Consider the following 17720-nt stretch of genomic DNA (forward strand, 5'->3'; position numbering starts at 1 on the left):
TTTGCTACTCCGAAACTATTGGCGGCTCGAAAGCTGCTGCGCGCCACCGATGAACTCGATGCGCACCCCTCCGGCCCCCACCAGGGCCACGCGACCCGGGGTCAGCAGGGCAGCTCCGTAGTACGACATCGGCATCGACGGCTTTACGGCGGAGAAGGTCTTGCCGGCATCACGACTGTGCGCGATGGCGCCCCCCTGGGTGACCAGGACCACCTCGCCGCCAGGGCTTGCCACCCCACCGGTGATGCCCACCGTCGTTCCCAATGAGATCTTTTCCCAAGACTGGCCCGCGTCCGCACTGCGAAACACGCTTCCGCGCATCCCGAACGCAATGACCGTTTCCGCACCGTCCACGACCATGCCGAACAGGCTTCCTTCGTAGGGCGTCTGGCGCGCGACGAAGCGCCCGCTGTCGTCTCGCATCCAGACCATGCCCTGTTCGCCGGCCAGGTAGAGGCGTCCACCGCCCCCCACGATCGCGTTGAAATGAAGCTCGCCCGGATTGTCGACCTGCGCCATCAACGGCTCCCAGCTCTGTCCGCCGTCATCGGTGCGATAGATCCGGTTGAACGTGCCGACGACGTAGCCGGTGCGCTCGCTCTCGAAATGCACTGACAGAAAAGGCTGGGTCCCACCATCGCCCAGCACCCGCTGCTCGCGGGCCAGCAAGGCCTCGGCGTCCGCGTCGCCGCTCGCGAGGGCCTCGAAGTGACGGATGGCGAGCGCGGCGGCCTGTCTGCCGTCGAGCTGCTTGACCCAGGTGGAGCCGCCGTCGCTGCTATGGAGCACCACGCCCCCATGGCCGACCGCCCAGCCATGGCTCGCGGTGGGAAAGGACACGGCCACGAGATCGGTGCTCACCGGAACGCTCGCCTGCGTCCAGGAGATGCCGTCGTCCTCGGACACCACGATGTGGCCGCGCTGCCCGACCGCGACGAGCCGTGTCCCTGCCCGGGCCACTGCATACAACGGGCTGTACGCGGCAAGGCTGCTCGCCACCGCCGGTACCTCGAGAGGATGGCGGAAGGGGGCCGTCGGCGCGGCGAGCACGGTCACGGGCACGGCTGCAACCGCCAGCGAAAACAAGAACTTGACGTAGCGCACGACGCTCGCCCTCCACAACCTGTTTCGTCACAACTCGAAGACACCACCATCCGCTGTCCGGCAATCGCCAGCGGGCCGGATGGGGCGCTCCGTCCGCAGGGAATCAGCGCACGCCTTCAGCCGTCAGCGCGTCGCCGGTAAAGAACGAGTTCGGCTTCATCGGCGTCACCACCCATCCGCCCTCGTCGGTGGGGTCGGTCTGATGCGCGTACATGCCGGTGGCGAGGTCATAGGTCACGTACTCGTCCGTGGTGTGATGCCCCGGGTTCTCGTACAGCGAGATCGGCAGGTTGTGGACCAGCCGGTAGATCTTGCCGGTGGAATCGTAGTTGTCCGCGACCCCGACGCCCGGAAAGTCCTCGTCGAAATGGAATACCCGTTTGGCATAGATATGACGCTTGCCCGGCTTCAGCGTGGCCTCGACCACCCACACCCGATGCAGCTCCCAGCGCATGCAATCCGGGTTGAGGTGGTTCTTGACGTGGCGCGTGGGTTCCGGACACGCCTCGCGGTCGCGGATCCGATAGGTGTTGTAGGGAATGAACATCTCCTTCTTCCCGACCAGCTTGAAGTCATAGCGGTCCATCGCACCGAAGAAGACCGAGGTATCGTCGAGCACGCCGGTGCCGCCACCGGTCGGGCTGGGCGTGTCGTAGGAGAGGTCCGGCGACAGGCGCACCCGTCGCTGTCCGGGAAGATAGGACCAGGCCTTGCGACCGACATTGACCATGTCCACCGAATCGCGCACCAGGACCTTCTCGCCCGCCTTGCGCGCCGGCCCGGTGTAATCGAGACGGATCAGTTCGTACGCTTCGTCGCCGTCGATCTGCGTGGTGCGGGCGGGATCGAAGATCGGGTACTGGATGTACGCGGTCGAGGTCGCGGTCGGCGTGCTGCTGCCGCGCGTATCGACCACGCGCGAGTACATGCGCTGGGTCATGAAGGCCGGCGCATCGAACTTGAGGAGACGGTTCCAGACCACCTCGTTTCCGGTCTTCGGGAACGGGAACGGGAGACCGGGCCAGCACCCCTCCAGTTTCAAGCCCTCGCTGGTGGTGTTGCAGTCGGTCGCATTCTTGACCGTGTTGTCGAGGTAGTACTGGGGATAGTTGGCGGTGCGGTGACTCGGATAGATGTCCAGGCGATAGGTCGGGTACTTCTGCAGCATCACCTTGGTCCCTTCCGTCAGCTTGTCCGCGTACTGCTCGATGTTGGACGCGCTGATCGAGTAAAGCGGTTTCTCGTCGGCGAACGGATCGGGCCGCCGCGCCGGATTCTTCGGATCGAAACTCGCGGGCGGTTTCACCGCCCCCGTCCATTCCGGGATCGTCCCGTCCTTGTTGCCCGCCTTCTCGGCGCCCCACGGGGTGTGGGTCGTCCCGAGCAGCTTGATCTCTTCGGGCGTGGCGGCGGCGACAGCCGCACCGGCGATGCCTACCGCGAACACAGCGATGGCGAATTCAGTCTTTTTCATAGTCTACGGTCCTCGATCTTGCTCAGAACGTCGTTTTGAAGGTCACCGACAACCAGCCGCGGTCATGAATCGCGCCGTTGCCGTTCGAAGTGGCGAGCTGGGTGGGCCCGATGCCGGGAACGACGCCGAAGAACGGATTCGGCCCCTTGTCGTATCGGCCGTAGTAATCCGTGTATGCGATGTCGAACTTGTACCTGGCCTTGTAGTCGATGCCGAGTCCGATGCTCCAGCTGCCGCTGCCCTGGTTCCCGCCGAACGGCACCGGCGAGTTTCCGCTCAGGCCGCGGTTGTACGAAATGGGCAGCGTGACATCGGCGCTGGGAAAGGCCTGGTACCAGGTCGGGATGAACGTGAACTGCATGCCCCAGGCGTCGTCGGTGGCACAGCCGTCCCACTTGTCCCGCGTCGGACAGTTGTGATCGACGTGGCGGAACGCGGCGCGATTGTCGGTGATCTTGTCGAGCCGGCTGTAGGTCAGTTCGCCGAGGAGGCTGGCCGCGTCGAACAACGGCGTCCTGCCGATGAACGCAACCGCGTTGACCAGGGCGTGCCAGGTATTGCCGCGTGCGAGGTCCGAGGAGCCGGCAACGGTGTTCAGGATCGTATCGTTGCGGCGCACGATTTCGCCGGCGACCGCCACCCCGCTTACGCTGGTCGAGAAGCTTGCACCAAACAGCTTGACGTCCTCGGCGTAGGCGTTGTGCAGCGCCCCATCGGAAAACAGGATGCCGGGAACGCGGTCGTCGAAGCGGCGGTAGTAGACACCGAAGTTGCCGATATCGGTGGCAAATTTCCCGCTGACCCCCCAGTTGCCGCGGTCGTCCGGCGTTGCGTGGCGCCCCGAGCTCAGGTCGCCGAGGTAGGGCGTGCCGGTGACCGTGCGCGTCCCGCCCGAGAACACCAGATCGGAGCTGCTGAGGTAAGTTCCGCCCTCCGGAAGGCGGTAGGGCTGCCACTCGAGCTGGTATTGCGCGGCGAGCGAAATGTTGTCGGTTACGCGCAGCACCGCGGAGACCTGGTTGAGCGGGAGGAACAGTTCCTTGGCCTCGGAGCCGGGCGTCGCCAGCGCCTTCTGGAAATTCACCGGCCCCTGCGAATAGGACACGCCGTGAATGGCCGAGAACAGCGATTCGCCCCAGTACAGGTTATGCCGCCCGAAGCGCACGTCGAGCGGCATCTCGCCGAGGTAGGCTCGGCCGAACACGAAGGCGTCGAGCAATTCGCCACCGCTGCGGTAGTAGCGCTTCACATCGCTCGTGAACCGGTTGCCCGGGTAGCTCGTTCCCAGTCCTGCCGCCTGATAGGCCGGGTTTCCTTCGACCTTGTCGTTGTAGGCAAAGTCGTGCCAGGCGGCGCCCGATACCCGGAAGCCGTAGTTCTTCTTGATGATGAAATCGAACTCCGACAGCAGGTCGACGCGGTTGGTGACGGCGTCGCCCCGGTCGAACTTGTGCTCCCCCGCCTGCATGCCCCAGGTGTCGCCGAGGGTGCGGTCGCGCTTGTCCATCCGCCAGCCGACGTTGTACTTGACGGTGTTGTCCCAACGCACTTCCATGTCCGAGTCCGCGGTCTCGAACTGGAACGCCACCGCATTGCCGCTCCAGATGCCGGCCGCGGCAAGGCCAAGCACCATCGGCCTTGCGCGCCAAAAGATCCTTCTCAGTTTCGCAGTTCTCACATCCGTTCTCCTTTGGCTTGGTCAGCCGCTCGTCGGCGGCTCCTTCGCACAGCTATCGGCTACGACTCCATTCACTCTTCGACCTACGCACCGGCGCTCCTTGGCCGGGTCGTTTCGCGATGCGCGCGGTGTCGGTTCTCTTGGACTTCAGACGGGTCGCCAGCTTCGGATTCCGCCTTGGGCATCACCTTCAGGACGCTGAATGCAGGCTACCGACCGTCCGGTCGGTTGTCAAGCATTTTGCTGTTCGAAAGATCGATTTTGCTCAGGCTGCGTGGTATGCGGGGCAAGCTGCGACCCGGGCGGAAAGGGCGGCAGGATGCCACCGCGGCAGTGTGCCGACCGCAGCGGAATCGGATGGCTCGGTGCGCCGGGATCAGGGTCAGGCGGTCAGCCGTGGAGGGATCGCTCGCCCCCCCGGACCGCAGAAACGACGATCATGCCCGCGGCACCACCACCCTCAAGGAGGCCGCCATGGCGACGGGAGGTGTCGCTATTGCGCGGTGATCCCGCCGTCGATGACGATCTCGGTCCCGGTCAGGTAGCTCGCCTCGTCGCTGGCGAGAAACACGATCACGTTGGCGACTTCTTCCGGCCGGGCGAAGCGTCCGAGCGGCGTCTCGGCGAGGAACTCCCTGGCGAGGACCGGGTTGGCGTATGCGGCGGCGGTGAGCGGCGTTTCGACGTGACCGGGATGAACGGAATTCGCCCGTACGCCGTTGCCGGCGGCGGCACATTCGAGCGCGGTCACCTTGGTGAACAGCTTCACGCCGGCCTTCGCGGCGCAATAGGCGCCGGCGTTCGGACCGGCCACCAGGCCACGGATCGACGACATGTTGACGATCGCACCGCGCCCCGAGCTGGCGAGCAAGGGGAGCGCATGGCGGGTGCCGAGGAACACGCTGTCGAGATTCACCGCCAGGGTCGCGCGCCACTCTTCGAGCGTGGTGTCGGCGATGGCGCGGAAGCGACCGAAGCCGGCGTTGTTCACCAGCACGTCGAGGCGACCGAAGCGTGCGGCGACGTCCTCGGTCGCCCGTGCCCAGCCCGCTTCGTCGGTCACGTCGAACGCGATCGCGAGGTGGGCATCCCCGCCCCCCGGAAGCTCACCGAGCGCGGCCTTCAGCCGTTCCTCGTCGCGATCGCACGCAATCACCACCGCGCCCTCCTCGGCGCAGCGGCGGGCCGTCGCCAGGCCGATGCCGGAGGCGGCACCGGTGACCAGCGCGATCTTTCCGGCAAGGCGGCCGCTCATCGTCCCCCCTCGCGCTCGGCGGCCTCGCGCGTACTCAGCTGGAGAAGACTCGCGAAATCCGGATTGCGCCGCGCGAGAATCGCCTCCATGCGGTCACGGACCGCGGCGTCGAAGCTGTCGGTGGTCAGCACGTACAACTGGTTGTCGACCACGCCGCGCCAGGCGAGCTCGGCGACCTCGGCGGGCGAGATCGCGGTCGAATAGAGCTGCTCGGCGATGGCCTTGAGCTCCGGCGCCTCGTCCGCCGGGCCGCCGTCCGGGCGCAGCGCCGTGGGGCGGCTGCGCTCGGACTCGTAGATCCGGGTGTTGACGAGGCCGGGGCAGAGCACGGTCACGCCGATCGGCGCGGAGCGCTCGCGCAGCGCCGCGTAGAGCGCCTCGGTGGTGCGGACCGCGGCATGTTTCGCGGCGCTATAGACCACCGATCCGGAGCCGCTGACGAGACCCGCGACCGACGCCGTGGTGATCACGTGGCCCTCGGTGCCCTGAGCCAGCATGCGCGGGATGAAGCTGCGGATGCCGTGGACCACGCCGAGCAGGTTCACATCCAGCGACCACTTCCAGTCCTCCAGCGGGTATTCCCATACCGCGCGGTGACGCCCGCCGGGCACGATGCCGGCGTTGTTGCACAGCAGATGGACCGCCCCGTAGTGTGCGTAGGCCCGCTCCGCGAGGGCGTCCACATCCGCCGGATCGGCCACATCGGTACGCACCGCAATGGCCTCATGCCCCGCGGCCGCGAGGGCCTCGCGGGTGGCCGAGGCGGCCTCCGCGTCGACGTCCGAGACGACGATCTTCATGCCCGCGCGCGCGAAGCGCCAGGCCATTGCCGCGCCGATCCCGCTGGCGGCACCTGTAATCACGGCAACACGGCCGGTCAAGCTTTGCATCCGAGTTCCTCCTTGGGATTGAAGCTATGAAATGTCGATCAGATCCCGCGTGCCACGCGCTGGCCCTCGAAGAGCGCGTGCGACACGCGACGCGGCGTGATGCAGTCACCGACCGCATGCGTTTCCACTCCCGCCGCGCGCAGCGTCCCGATCAATGCCGAACGCGCCGCGCGTCCGGTCTGGACCACGACCAGATCGCAGGCGAACTCGTCGACCTCGCCGGTGGTCGCGTTCATCAACAGCGCGGCCCCCGGACGGGTGCCTTCGAGTACGGTCAGCACGCGGTACGCGGTGCCGCCGCCACCGAGACGGGCGAGCAGCGGACCGACGCTTTCGGTCGGGATGTTGGCCGCGATCCCCGCCGAGGGGGTCGCGATCACGACCCGCCACCCGGCTTCCATCAGCGCCTCGGCCACGCCGTAGGTCCACCAGAAGGCGCTGCCGTCGTCGACCATCACCGCACATCCGCTTCGTGCGGGTAGGGGTACCCCTTCGTCGAGGATCTCGAACCAGGTCGCCACCTGCGCCCCGGCGAGCTCGTCGGCGAGCGGTTTCGGCGCCGCGCCGGTGGCGACAATGGCCACATCGAACGCCCCGCGCAGATCGTCGATGCCCTCGATCCGCGCGTTCAGCACCACGTTTACCGACAGCCGCCGCAGCTCGCCCTGCAGATGGTCGATCAGGCGGCGCAAATCGCTTCGGTGGGGCAAGGAGGCCGCATAGAGAAACTGCCCGCCGAGGCCGTCGGTCGCCTCGAACACGGTGACGCGGTGCCCGCGCGCCGCGGCCACGCGCGCCGCCTCCAGGCCGGCCGGTCCGCCGCCGATGACGGCGACGCGGCGCGGCACCGGTGCCGGACCGCGATCGATGAACTCCGCCACCATTTCCCTGCCCGCCATCGGATTCACCGCGCAATGCAGGTGCGGGGAAAACGCGCGGCAATCCTGATTCAGGCCGATGCAGGGACGGATCCGGTCCGCCTCCCCACGATAGGTCTTGGCCACCCACTCGGGGTCGGCGATGAAGGCGCGCGCCATGCCGACCAGGTCTGCCTGGCCCTCGGCGAGTATGCGTTCCGCGCACTCGGGCGAGGTGATCCGCTGGCCGACGATGATCGGGATCCCACAGGCCTTGCGGATAATCCCGGCCGCCCGCGCCGCCGTCCCCTCGGCCGCGGTGACATCCTTCACGTAGCTGCCCCGGGTGCCCAGGGTGATGCTCAGGTAGTCGGTCAGTCCGTGCCGCTCGATGCCCTTGGCGATGAGCACGGTATCCGGAATCTCGAGCCCGTCGGCGAGCTCCTCGTCGGCGCTCAGGCGCAGACCGAGCAGGAAATTCTCGCCACAGTGGCGGCGTATCGAGTCGATGACTTCGAGCACGAAGCGCAGCCGCCGTTCGGGCGTGCCGCCGTAGCGATCGGTACGCTGGTTGGTGGCCGGCGACAGGAACTGTGCGACCAGATAGCCGTGCGCGCCGTGGATCTCGACGCCGTCGTGGCCGGTGCGTTTGAGGTTTCGCGCGCACACGCCGAAGGCCTCGACGAGCTCGGCGATCTCGCCCTCGTCGAGCGCATGCGGCGGAAAGGGATCGCGCGGCGAGCGGATCGCCGACGGCGCCAGCGGCGCGGAATCGAACTCGCCGCCGATCATTTCACGCCCGAGGTGCACGATCTGGCCCAGCACCTTGACCCCATGGGCCTGGACGACCTCCACCCGCCGCTGCAGCCCCTCGAGCACGGCATCGTTGTAAGGTTCGACGAGCTTGCGCGAGCGGACCGCGGAACTCGGGTGCACGATCGCCGCCCCGGTGATCATCATCGCCGGCCGCGACCTGGCGCGTGCCTCGTAGTACGCGATGTCCTCGTCGGTGATACCGCCCTCGCTCACCATGCTGGTGCCGTGGGGCAGCATCACGACGCGGTTGGGAAGCACCAGCCGGCCCAGCTTGAAGGGCTCGAAGAGCCGCGGGTAGGCAGCCGTCGGCGTGGCGTCCTTGTGCATAGTCTTCCTCCTTGGGGGCCGATCGCTGCCGGCCTTCCGTATTTATTGCACCCGCGCGCCGCCGTCGATGACGAGCTCGGTGCCGGTGGTGTAGGAGGCGTCGTCCGAGGCCAGGTAGAGCACCCCGGCGACGACCTCGTGTATCGCCCCCAGGCGGCCAAGCGGGACGCGGCCCAGGCGGCGCTTCAGCACCTCGGCGTCGGACAACACCGCGCGCAGCAGCACGGTGTCGATCGGACCGGGATGAACCGAGTTGCAGCGGATGCCGTCGCGCCCGTACTGGGCGGCGGTGACCTTGGTGAAAGTCGTCACCGCGCCCTTGCTCGCGGCGTAGGCCGCCTCCGCCAGCTGCCATTGCCCGATCGCGGCCACCGAAGAGATGTTGACGATGGAACCGCCGCCGGCCTGCCGCATCGCCGGAATCACGGACTTCGTGCCGAGAAACACGCCGCGCGCGTTCACCGCCATGGTCCGGTCCCATTCCTCGACGGTCCGCTCCTCGATCGGCGCGACCCGCGGCACGATGCCCGCGTTGTTCACCAGGATGTCGAGCTTGCCGCAGCCACTCACGGTCTCGGCGACAACAGCACGCCAGTCGTCCTCGAGGGTGACATCCAGGCGCCGATAGCGCGCGTCGCCGCCGGCCAGTCGAACCTCCTTCTCCAGCGCCTTGCTGGCCTCGTCGGCGATGTCGCCGAACACGACCACGGCACCTTCACGCGCGAACACCCGCACCATCTCGGCGCCGAGCCCGCCGCCCGCCCCGGTGATCAGCGCGACCTTTCCGTCCAGTCTTCCCATCTCTTCTCGCCCCGCTTCGGTGTTATCCCGTTCATCCCCGAACATCCGGCGATGAGTCATTTCGAATAGGCCTTGATACTCGAATAGTCGCGACCTTCGTATTTCCTGCATTCGAGCCGAGCCACGGTGCGGCAGTGCACCTCGTCGGGGCCGTCGGTCAGGCGCACGATGCGGGTGTTGGCGTACATCTCGGCGAGCCCGAAATCCTGCGACACGCCGCCCCCGCCATGGGCCTGAATGGCCATGTCGATGATGCGCTGCGCCACCTGCGGGGCGACCACCTTGATCATCGCGATCTCGCCGCGCGCGGCCTTGTTGCCGACCGTGTCCATCATGTAGGCCGCTTTCATGCACAGCAGGCGCACCATCTCGATGTCGATGCGCGCATTGGCGATGCGCTCCTCCCACACCGAGTGCTCGTTGATCTTCTTGCCGAAAGCTTCACGCGACATCAGGCGGATGCACATCTTCTCCAGTGCAACCTCCGCCGAGGCGATGTTGCGCATGCAGTGGTGGATACGGCCCGGGCCGAGGCGCCCCTGGGCGATCTCGAACCCCCGCCCCTCGCCGAAGATCAGGTTCTCGGCCGGCACCCGGACGTTGTCGAGGATGACCTCGAAGTGCCCGTGCGGCGCGTGGTCGAAGCCGAACACGTCGAGGTGACGCACGATCCTGACCCCCGGCGTTCCCGCGGGCACCAGGATCATCGACTGCTGGCGGTAGGTCTCGGCGGTCTCGTCGGTCTTGCCCATGACGATGAAGAAGGCGCAATGGGGATGACCGGCACCGGACGACCACCACTTGTGACCGTTGATCACGTAGTCGTCGCCGTCGCGCTGAATCCGGGTGCGGATGTTGCGCGCGTCCGACGAGGCCACCGCCGGCTCGGTCATCAGGAAGGCCGAACGCGTCTCGCCGTTGGCCAGCGGCAGCATGAAGCGGCGCTTCTGGTCGGCGGTACCGTAGCGGTGCAGCACTTCGAAATTGCCGGTGTCGGGCGCCATGCAGTTGAACACCTCGGAGGCGAAGGACACCCGCCCCATCAGCTCGGCGATCGGCGCGTATTCCACGTTGCTCAGGCCGACGCTGGAAAAGAACTCATCGTCGTGATCCGACGGCGGCATGAAGATGTTCCACAGGCCGGCCGCGCGTGCCTTCGCCTTCAGTTCCTCGAAGATCGGCGGCGTTTCCTTCCAGCGGTCGATGGTCGCCGCCTGCTCATGGTAGGTCGGAATGGCCGGATAAACCTGTTCGTCCATGAAGGCCCGCACCCGCTCCATCCACTCGATCGATTTCCTTGATTGCTCGAAATGCATTTCGGTTCTTCCTTTCTCGATTGATCACGTAGCTGGGACTCGGTCGCGGCTCGGCCCGGACGCGGCCGCCCGTGCATGCAGCCCTCCGGCGAGAGCGTGCGAAAGCACTGGACGCGGCCCGATACCGATGGGCTTGCTCATGACCTCGAGACTACTCGACCGTCCGGTCGGTTGTCAATATTGAAGATCGAAGTCGAAGTCCACCTCCGGAAAAACGGAGTATTGACACCCGACCGTTCGGTCGATATATCAACTCCCATTGCCGGCGCACGCTCCCATCGCTGGCTGGCGGTGCCCCGTCGGAAGCGGGGTTTGACAGCGGCGGGAAACATTTTCTCACAGCATTGACAACCGACCAGTCGGTTGAGTAACTTTCGCCCCAGCAGTACGACACACATAACGGAGGGGACGATATGGACTGGAGAGGGATCGCGACGACCGCTCAGCGGGCGTCGATGGGTGTCGCCGGAGCGGTGATGCTCGCCATGCTGGGCAACGAAGCGGCGGCTTTCCAGATCGACGTGGACAATCCCGACGTGCGCATGCGCTGGGACAACACGGTGCGCTACAACATCGGCTGGCGCGTCGACGAGCGCGACGATACGCTGGGCGATACTTGGGGACTGCAGGCCGGTGAGTACAAGTTCGACAAGGGTGACGTCGTCACCAACCGTGTCGACCTGCTGTCCGAGTTCGACTTCGTGTACAAGATGAACTACGGCTTCCGCGTCTCCGGCGCCGCGTGGTACGACGCGGCCTACGACGACAAGGTCGAAGGAAACCCGGCCTACCAGGCCGCGGGACTGGGAACGGCCTACCCCGGCAACAAATACACCTCGGCGGTCAAGCGCGCCTACACCCACTCGGGCGAGCTGCTCGACGCCTTCATTTTCGGCCGCCTCAACCTCGGAACGATGCCCGTCGACATCCGCTTCGGACGCCACAACATCTACTGGGGCGAATCGATGTTCACCCCCATCCACGGCGTCTCCTATTCGCAGGGGCCGGTGGACTTCCGCAAGGCGGTGGCGAACCCGGGCTCCGAGGCGAAGGAGCTGTTCCTGCCGCTGAACCAGCTCTCCGCCCAGGCGCAGCTCACCGATACCCTGACGATGGCGGCGCAGTACTACCTGCAGTGGCGTCCCTACCGCATCTACGAGGGCGGCACCTATTTCACCTTCTTCGACCCGGTCTTTCAGGGCGGCACATTCTTCGCTCCGGGCGGCGTGCTGCCGTACCACGGCGACCTCAGCAACGGCCCGCACGAAAAGCCGGAGAATCGCGGCAGCTGGGGCGTGAACTTCAAGTACGCGCCGGAATGGGGCACCGTCGGCCTCTATTACCGCCGCTTCGACGACAAGGTGCCCGCCATCCTCAGTACCGGCGGCACCTTCTCGGAACTGCACAACGCCTACGCGGAGGACGTGAAACTGGCGGGAATCAGCCTGTCCAAGCAATTGGGCGGGATCGCGTTCGGCGCCGAGCTCGTCCGCCGCGAGAACACCGCGCTCAACACCGTCTTCGGGGCGCCCGAGCTGGCGCGCGGCGATACCTGGCACGCGCTGGTGAACGGGATCGCCTACATCGGCAAGACGCCGCTCTTCGATTCCGCAGTACTGCTGGGCGAAATTACCTACAGTCGCTTGGACAAGGTCTACCGCGGCACGCGGGCGAACTTCAACCACGTCGACGAGACGAATTTCCTGGGCCAGCGCTGCGGCAAGGTGCGCGACGGCTGCTCGAGCGACGATGCATGGGGCATGGCCGTGACCTTCACCCCGACCTGGTTCCAGGTCTTCCCGAGCGTCGATCTCACCATGCCCATCCATTACGATCGCGGCCTGAAAGGCAATTCCCCGGTCCCGTTCGGCGGCAATGAGAACAGCGGGACCTGGAGCATCGGTCTCGGCGCCGACTACAAGGGCAAGTACAAGTTCGATCTCACCTATTCCGATTACTTCGGCGATTACAGCAAGGCCCCCAATCCGTTCTTCGGCGTACCGGGCATCGGGCCGACTGGACTCGGCACCAACAACGGCGGCAACGCGCTCATCCACGATCGCGGCTGGCTGTCCTTCACCTTCAAGACCACATTCTAAGAGCGCAGAGCCGTCAATCCCTCCCTGAGGAGACATGAACATGAATTGCTCGATCCGCACCATCACCGCAGCACTGGCCTTCACCTTTACCGGAACATCGCTCGCCGCGGTCAGCACAGAAGAGGCCAAGCAGATTGGCGCCACGCTGACCCCGTGGGGCGCCATCAAGGCCGGCAACGCCGACGGAACCATCCCCGCGTACACCGGCCCGATCAAGCCCCCCGCAAGCTACGATCCGAAGAAGCCGGGCTACCGCCCCGACCCGTTCGCTGATGAGAAGCCGCTGTTCTCGATCGACGCCAACAACATGGAACAATACGCGGACAAGTTGAGCGAGGGCATGAAGGCGATGCTCAAGCAGTACCCGACGTATCGCCTGGACGTCTATCCCAGCCACCGCACGGCGAACTATCCGCAGGGCTACCTCGACAACGCGCTCAAGAACGCCACCGACTGCAAAACCCGCGACGAGGAACTGAAGCTCGACGGGTGCTGGCGAGGAATGCCGTTCCCGATCCCGAAGACCGGCAACGAGGTGATGTGGAACCGGCTGCTCAAGTACGACGGGTATTCCCTGTTCGCACGCGGCGCCGCCAGCTTGGTGGTGGACACTGCGGGAGGTCTGACCGTCGCGGGCGTGCCCGACTTCTGGATGTACTACCCCATCTTCGATCCGACCAAGACGACCCCCATCGCGGACCAGGAACCGTACGAGAAGATCCGCCTCGACTACACCGGGCCGGCGCGCAAGGCGGGCGAAAAACTGGTCGTCCACGACAATGTCGACATGGTCGACATCGGTCGCCGTGCCTGGTCCTATCTGCCAGGCCAGCGGCGGGTGAAACTGTCGCCCGATCTCGCGTACGACACCCCTTCGCCGACGGGAGGCGGGGCCACTACGACGGACGACTCGGCGGTCTTCTACGGCGCGCTCGATCGCTTCGACTTCAGGCTGGTGGGCAAGAAGGAGATGTACATCCCCTACAACAACTACAAGGTCCGCGACCCGAACATATGCCCGCGCAAGGTCGCCTTGACCAAGCATCACCTGAATCCGGACTGCGTGCGCTGGGAACTGCACCGCGTGTGGGAGGTGGAAGCGACGGTCAAGCCGGGCCTGCGCCACATGTACACCAAGCGGACCTTTTACTGGGATGAGGACCTGCCGGGGGTCGGCGTCGCCGATAACTACGATGCTGCGGGCAAGATCTATCGGGCCAGCCATTCCCTGCCGATCACCCTCTACGACATCGAGGGCCATTCCACCGACGAGTGGGTGACCTACGACCTGCAGACGGGCGTGTACACCCGCCAGATGGACGCCACCGAGACCGGTGGCTGGGTGGCAATCCCGGCCAAGCCGGATTCGTTCTTCGCATCCGAAGCGCTGTCGGGCGGCGGGGTCCGCTAATTCGGGCGGCGTGCGGCGCCCTGATGGCGCCGCCTTGCCCGGTTAGCGGCCGCGGTACCAGGCATCCGGATGCGGGTGTCCGGTACCGTGCGCTGCAAGGGCGGTCGCACTGCAGCAGCGCCCCCTTTCAAACGCTCCGGCTTCATTGCGGCGAGTGCCGTCACAACGCGGGTGGTCAATACATGAATCAGTCAGTCATCAAAGTGTTCCTGCTCCTCATTGCGCTGTCGTCTACCTCGTCCATGGCGCTCGAAGGCGGCGGCCTTCTCGCAGGTGCCGGATCGGCGGCCGGCGGCCGGCAATGGCCGACCTTCAACAACGACTACGCCGGCCAGCGTTTTTCCCACCTGGCCCAGATCGACAAGGCCAATGTGGCCGGGCTGAGCGAAGTGTGTCGCGTCGAAGTCGCTGACGGCGGGAGCTTTCAGACCGGTCCGATCCTGGTGGACGGCGTCATGTACGTCACCACCCACCTGGACACGATCGCCCTCGATCCGGCCACCTGCAAGGTGCTGTGGAGGTCGGGCTACGAGCCGGTGGGCTACGAGCCCTTCACCGGCAACCGCGGGGTCGGACATACCAACGGACGTCTTTTCCGCGGCACCACCGACGGCCATCTGCTGGCGATGGACGCCAAGACCGGTGCGCGCCTGTGGACCAACAAGATCGCGGATTCGTCCATCGGCGAATGCGTCGCCGCGGCCCCCGTCGGATGGAACGGCGTCGTCATCACCGGTACGGGATGCGGTGACTGGGGTGCGCGCGGCCGGGTGATGGCGTTCGACGCGCAGACCGGACGAGAGCTGTGGCGCTTCAACACCATCCCGACCGGCGACGAGCGCGGGGCGGACACCTGGAACGTGCCGCCGGGCAAATACGTCGGCGGCGGCGGAACATGGTCGACCTTCACCATCGACGTCAGCAGCGGCGAGCTCTTCGTGCCGGTCGGCAATCCTGCCCCCGACCTGCTGCCCGACGAGCGGCCGGGCGACAACCTGTTCACCAACTCCATCATCGTGCTCGACGTCCGCACCGGCGCGCTCAAGTGGTGGTTCCAGGCGGTCAAGAACGACCCGTGGGACTACGACATGGCCGCGGCGCCCATGCTCTACCGCGACAAGGCGATGCGCCCCATCATGGCGGCCGCCGGCAAGGACGGCTACGTGTACCGCGTGGATCGCGCCACCCACGAACTGCTGTCGAAGACCTCCGTCACGACGCAGAAGAAGACGGCGCCGAAACCGACCCCGGAAGGCGCCCTCACCTGCCCTGGCTCGCTGGGCGGCACGCAGTGGAACGGCCCCGCCTACGACGAGGCGAATCACGCCGTGGTGGTCGGCGCGGTCGACTGGTGCACCGTCATGAAGGCCGGCAAGGCCGAGCCGGTGCGTGGCATGCTGTATCTCGGCGGCGGTCTCGAGCAGATCACCGACCCGGTGCCGGGCGGCTGGATCACCTCCATCGACGCGGAGAGCGGCGCGGTCCGATGGAAGCACAAGACCGACGCGCCGGTTGTGGCCGCCGTGACGCCGACGGCGGGCGGCGTGATCTTCGCCGGTGACACCGCCGGAAACTTCCTGGCACTCGACAGCGCAAGCGGCGCCGTCCTGCTCAAGAAGCCACTCGACGCCGCGATCGGCGGCGGGATCATCACCTATTCGGCCGCGGGCAAGCAGTACGTCGCCACGACCACCGGCAACGTGTCGCGCGTGACCTTCGGCGGGACGGGGGCCCCGAGCATCATCGTCATGAGCGTGGGAGATGCCACGAGTCCGAGTGGAACGGGATCGGCGCCGGCCGGGAGGGGCCAGATGCTGTTCGGAAAGCTGTGCGCGGCCTGCCACGGCCCCACCGGTGCGGGCGGCGTCGGGCCGACGCTGCGCGGCCTTTCCAGCCGCCTCACCGTCGAACAGACGATGGAACAGATCAAGAACCCGCGCGGCACCATGCCGAGGATGTATCCCGGCTCACTGACGGATCAGGATGTGACCGACCTGACCACGCTCGTCCGTAGCTGGTGACGGCGGCCGCGCTTGAAAACCCCCACAAAGACGGAGAGATCAGCATGAATGACGCAGTTCGCGAAAAGGCTTCGATCGAGGACTATGCCCTGTCCCCCAAGACCCGCCGTTTCCTCCTGGAAACCCGACTCGGTCACCTGATCGACGGTCAAGTCGTCCCCTCGACAGACGGCGCCACCATGCCTGTCATCGATCCGGGGACGGGGCGAGAATTCGCTCGCGTCGCTGAAGGCGGGGCCGGGGAAGTGGATCGTGCGGCGCAGTGCGCCCGGCGGGCGTTCGAGGACGGCCGCTGGCGCCACCTCCCGGCCGGACGGAAGGAGGCGGTGCTGCGGCGGCTGGCCACCCTCCTCGAGGAGAACCGCGAGGTACTCATCGACCTCGACATGCTCGACGGCGGAATCGTCCGCGCGCAGGCGCCCTTCTTCGTGCAGTTCGGCATCGACATCGCCCACTATTACGCCGGCTGGCCGAGCAAGATCGAAGGGGTCGTGTCGCCCACCGGGCCCAACATCGTCGTTCAGCAGTTGCGCGAGCCGATCGGCGTGTGCGGCGTCATCATGCCGTGGAACGCGCCGTCGGCCGTGCCGCTGGGGGTGGTCGCGCCGCTCGCCTGCGGCAACTCGGTCGTCCTCAAGCCGGCCGAGAACACGCCGCTGACCGCGCTCTTCTTCGGCATGCTGTGCCTCGAGGCGGGGGTGCCGGCGGGCGTGGTCAACGTCGTGCACGGCCCCGGCGCCACGGCAGGCGCGGCGGTAGTCGATCATCCCGAGATCAATTCCATCAGCTTCACCGGCTCGGTCAACACCGGCCGGCGCATTCAGGCGGCAGCGGCGACCCGGCTCAAGCGCGTGTCGCTCGAGCTCGGCGGCAAGAGCCCGCACATCATCTTCGACGATGCCGACCTGGACGCGGCCGCCGCCACGGCGGTCAACGCCGTATGGGGTCACTCCGGTCAGCTGTGCATCGCCGGCTCCCGCGTGCTGGTGCAGCGCGCGATTCACGACGAGTTCGTGGCGCGCATGGTGGAGCTGTCACGTTCGCTGAAGATCGGCTCCTGCTTCGACGCCAACACCGCGGTCGGCCCGCTGATCTCGCAGCAGCAGCTCGACCAGGTCAGCCGCTATGTGGAGCTGGGGAAGGCGGAAGGCGCCAACGTGGCCCTGGGCGGGGCGCGCCACGGCGAGTTCGGCTACTACTTCCAGCCGACCATCTTCACCGGCGTGCGCAACGACATGACCATCGCGCAGGAGGAGATCTTCGGGCCGGTGATGGCCGTGATCCCCTTCGACACCGAGGAGGAGGCCTATGCCATCGCCAACGACACCGAGTTCGGGCTTGCCTCGGGCGTGTGGACGCGAGATCTGGCACGCGCCAATCGCGCCGCACAGCGCCTGAAGGTCGGTACCGTGTGGGTCAACTGCTACATGATGCTCGACCCCTCGGTACCCTACGGCGGGGTGAAGCTGTCCGGCTTCGGCCGCAGCCTGGGCGCGGCATCGATCGAGGAATTCACCCAGCTGAAAAGCGTCTGGTTCAACATCGGCTAGGCGCGCGGCGCGGGCATCGCCCGCGCCCATGGCCGGGGCGCCAACGCCGCTGCGTTCCCGGCATGGCGCTTCTGCTCGCCCGTCAACATGCAGAACCAGTTCCCACGCAGCCGTGACGGCG

General features: G+C 66.4%; 12 protein-coding genes. 4 read left to right on the forward strand and 8 right to left on the reverse strand.

The genetic code is table 11. The features are described 5' to 3' along the window. Positions 1-15 precede the first annotated feature (15 nt). From AC3A35_RS21075 to AC3A35_RS21110, 8 genes are all read right to left on the reverse strand, one after another. Complete coding sequence (locus AC3A35_RS21075) at positions 16-1104, reverse strand: WD40/YVTN/BNR-like repeat-containing protein (protein ID WP_487438303.1); 1089 nt, start codon at positions 1102-1104, stop codon at positions 16-18. A 103-nt stretch (positions 1105-1207) separates the two neighbouring features. After that, positions 1208-2578, reverse strand: a complete 1371-nt coding sequence (locus AC3A35_RS21080; RefSeq protein ID WP_487438304.1) for a DUF1329 domain-containing protein — start codon at positions 2576-2578, stop codon at positions 1208-1210. A 22-nt stretch (positions 2579-2600) separates the two neighbouring features. Next, positions 2601-4256: a DUF1302 domain-containing protein gene (locus tag AC3A35_RS21085; protein ID WP_487438305.1), complete on the reverse strand. Its 1656-nt coding sequence runs from the start codon at positions 4254-4256 to the stop codon at positions 2601-2603. 493 nt (positions 4257-4749) lie between these two features. Beyond that, positions 4750-5511 (reverse strand): SDR family NAD(P)-dependent oxidoreductase, encoded by a 762-nt coding sequence (locus AC3A35_RS21090; RefSeq protein WP_487438306.1) that lies wholly within the window; start codon positions 5509-5511, stop codon positions 4750-4752. Beyond that, the gene (locus tag AC3A35_RS21095) at positions 5508-6401 is read right to left on the reverse strand and encodes an SDR family NAD(P)-dependent oxidoreductase (protein ID WP_487438307.1); all 894 of its coding nucleotides are present in this window, start codon (positions 6399-6401) and stop codon (positions 5508-5510) included. Before AC3A35_RS21095 ends, AC3A35_RS21090 begins: the two co-directional genes overlap by 4 nt. Before the next feature lie 38 nt (positions 6402-6439). After that, positions 6440-8401: an oxidoreductase gene (locus AC3A35_RS21100; RefSeq protein ID WP_487438309.1), complete on the reverse strand. Its 1962-nt coding sequence runs from the start codon at positions 8399-8401 to the stop codon at positions 6440-6442. Positions 8402-8443: 42 nt separating this feature from the next. Continuing rightward, positions 8444-9202 (reverse strand): SDR family NAD(P)-dependent oxidoreductase, encoded by a 759-nt coding sequence (locus AC3A35_RS21105; RefSeq protein ID WP_487438311.1) that lies wholly within the window; start codon positions 9200-9202, stop codon positions 8444-8446. Between the two features lie 56 nt (positions 9203-9258). Beyond that, positions 9259-10518, reverse strand: coding sequence for an acyl-CoA dehydrogenase family protein (locus AC3A35_RS21110; protein ID WP_487438312.1), 1260 nt, complete (start codon positions 10516-10518; stop codon positions 9259-9261). 413 nt (positions 10519-10931) lie between these two features. On the opposite strand from AC3A35_RS21110, the gene AC3A35_RS21115 reads away from it, so the two are divergent. From AC3A35_RS21115 to AC3A35_RS21130, 4 genes are all read left to right on the forward strand, one after another. Further along, on the forward strand, positions 10932-12617 hold the full coding sequence (locus AC3A35_RS21115; protein WP_487438314.1) for a DUF1302 domain-containing protein: 1686 nt from the start codon (positions 10932-10934) through the stop codon (positions 12615-12617). A 40-nt stretch (positions 12618-12657) separates the two neighbouring features. Further along, entirely contained in the window at positions 12658-14028 is a 1371-nt protein-coding gene (locus AC3A35_RS21120; protein WP_487438315.1) for a DUF1329 domain-containing protein, read from the forward strand. A 182-nt stretch (positions 14029-14210) separates the two neighbouring features. Next, complete coding sequence (locus tag AC3A35_RS21125) at positions 14211-16049, forward strand: outer membrane protein assembly factor BamB family protein (protein WP_487438316.1); 1839 nt, start codon at positions 14211-14213, stop codon at positions 16047-16049. Between the two features lie 44 nt (positions 16050-16093). Then, complete coding sequence (locus tag AC3A35_RS21130) at positions 16094-17599, forward strand: aldehyde dehydrogenase family protein (RefSeq protein WP_487438317.1); 1506 nt, start codon at positions 16094-16096, stop codon at positions 17597-17599. The last annotated feature ends 121 nt before the right edge of the window (positions 17600-17720 follow it).

The sequence above is a fragment of the Azoarcus sp. Soil_N_20 genome, assembly GCF_057656155.1.

Coding starts and splice junctions, on each gene's coding strand:
- AC3A35_RS21095 (WP_487438307.1), bottom strand. CDS start 6,401: ATGCAAAGCTTGACCGGCCGTGTTGCCGTGATTACAGGTGCCGCCAGC.
- AC3A35_RS21090 (WP_487438306.1), bottom strand. CDS start 5,511: ATGAGCGGCCGCCTTGCCGGAAAGATCGCGCTGGTCACCGGTGCCGCC.
- AC3A35_RS21105 (WP_487438311.1), bottom strand. CDS start 9,202: ATGGGAAGACTGGACGGAAAGGTCGCGCTGATCACCGGGGCGGGCGGC.
- AC3A35_RS21125 (WP_487438316.1), top strand. CDS start 14,211: ATGAATCAGTCAGTCATCAAAGTGTTCCTGCTCCTCATTGCGCTGTCG.
- AC3A35_RS21120 (WP_487438315.1), top strand. CDS start 12,658: ATGAATTGCTCGATCCGCACCATCACCGCAGCACTGGCCTTCACCTTT.
- AC3A35_RS21115 (WP_487438314.1), top strand. CDS start 10,932: ATGGACTGGAGAGGGATCGCGACGACCGCTCAGCGGGCGTCGATGGGT.
- AC3A35_RS21110 (WP_487438312.1), bottom strand. CDS start 10,518: ATGCATTTCGAGCAATCAAGGAAATCGATCGAGTGGATGGAGCGGGTG.
- AC3A35_RS21100 (WP_487438309.1), bottom strand. CDS start 8,401: ATGCACAAGGACGCCACGCCGACGGCTGCCTACCCGCGGCTCTTCGAG.
- AC3A35_RS21080 (WP_487438304.1), bottom strand. CDS start 2,578: ATGAAAAAGACTGAATTCGCCATCGCTGTGTTCGCGGTAGGCATCGCC.
- AC3A35_RS21130 (WP_487438317.1), top strand. CDS start 16,094: ATGAATGACGCAGTTCGCGAAAAGGCTTCGATCGAGGACTATGCCCTG.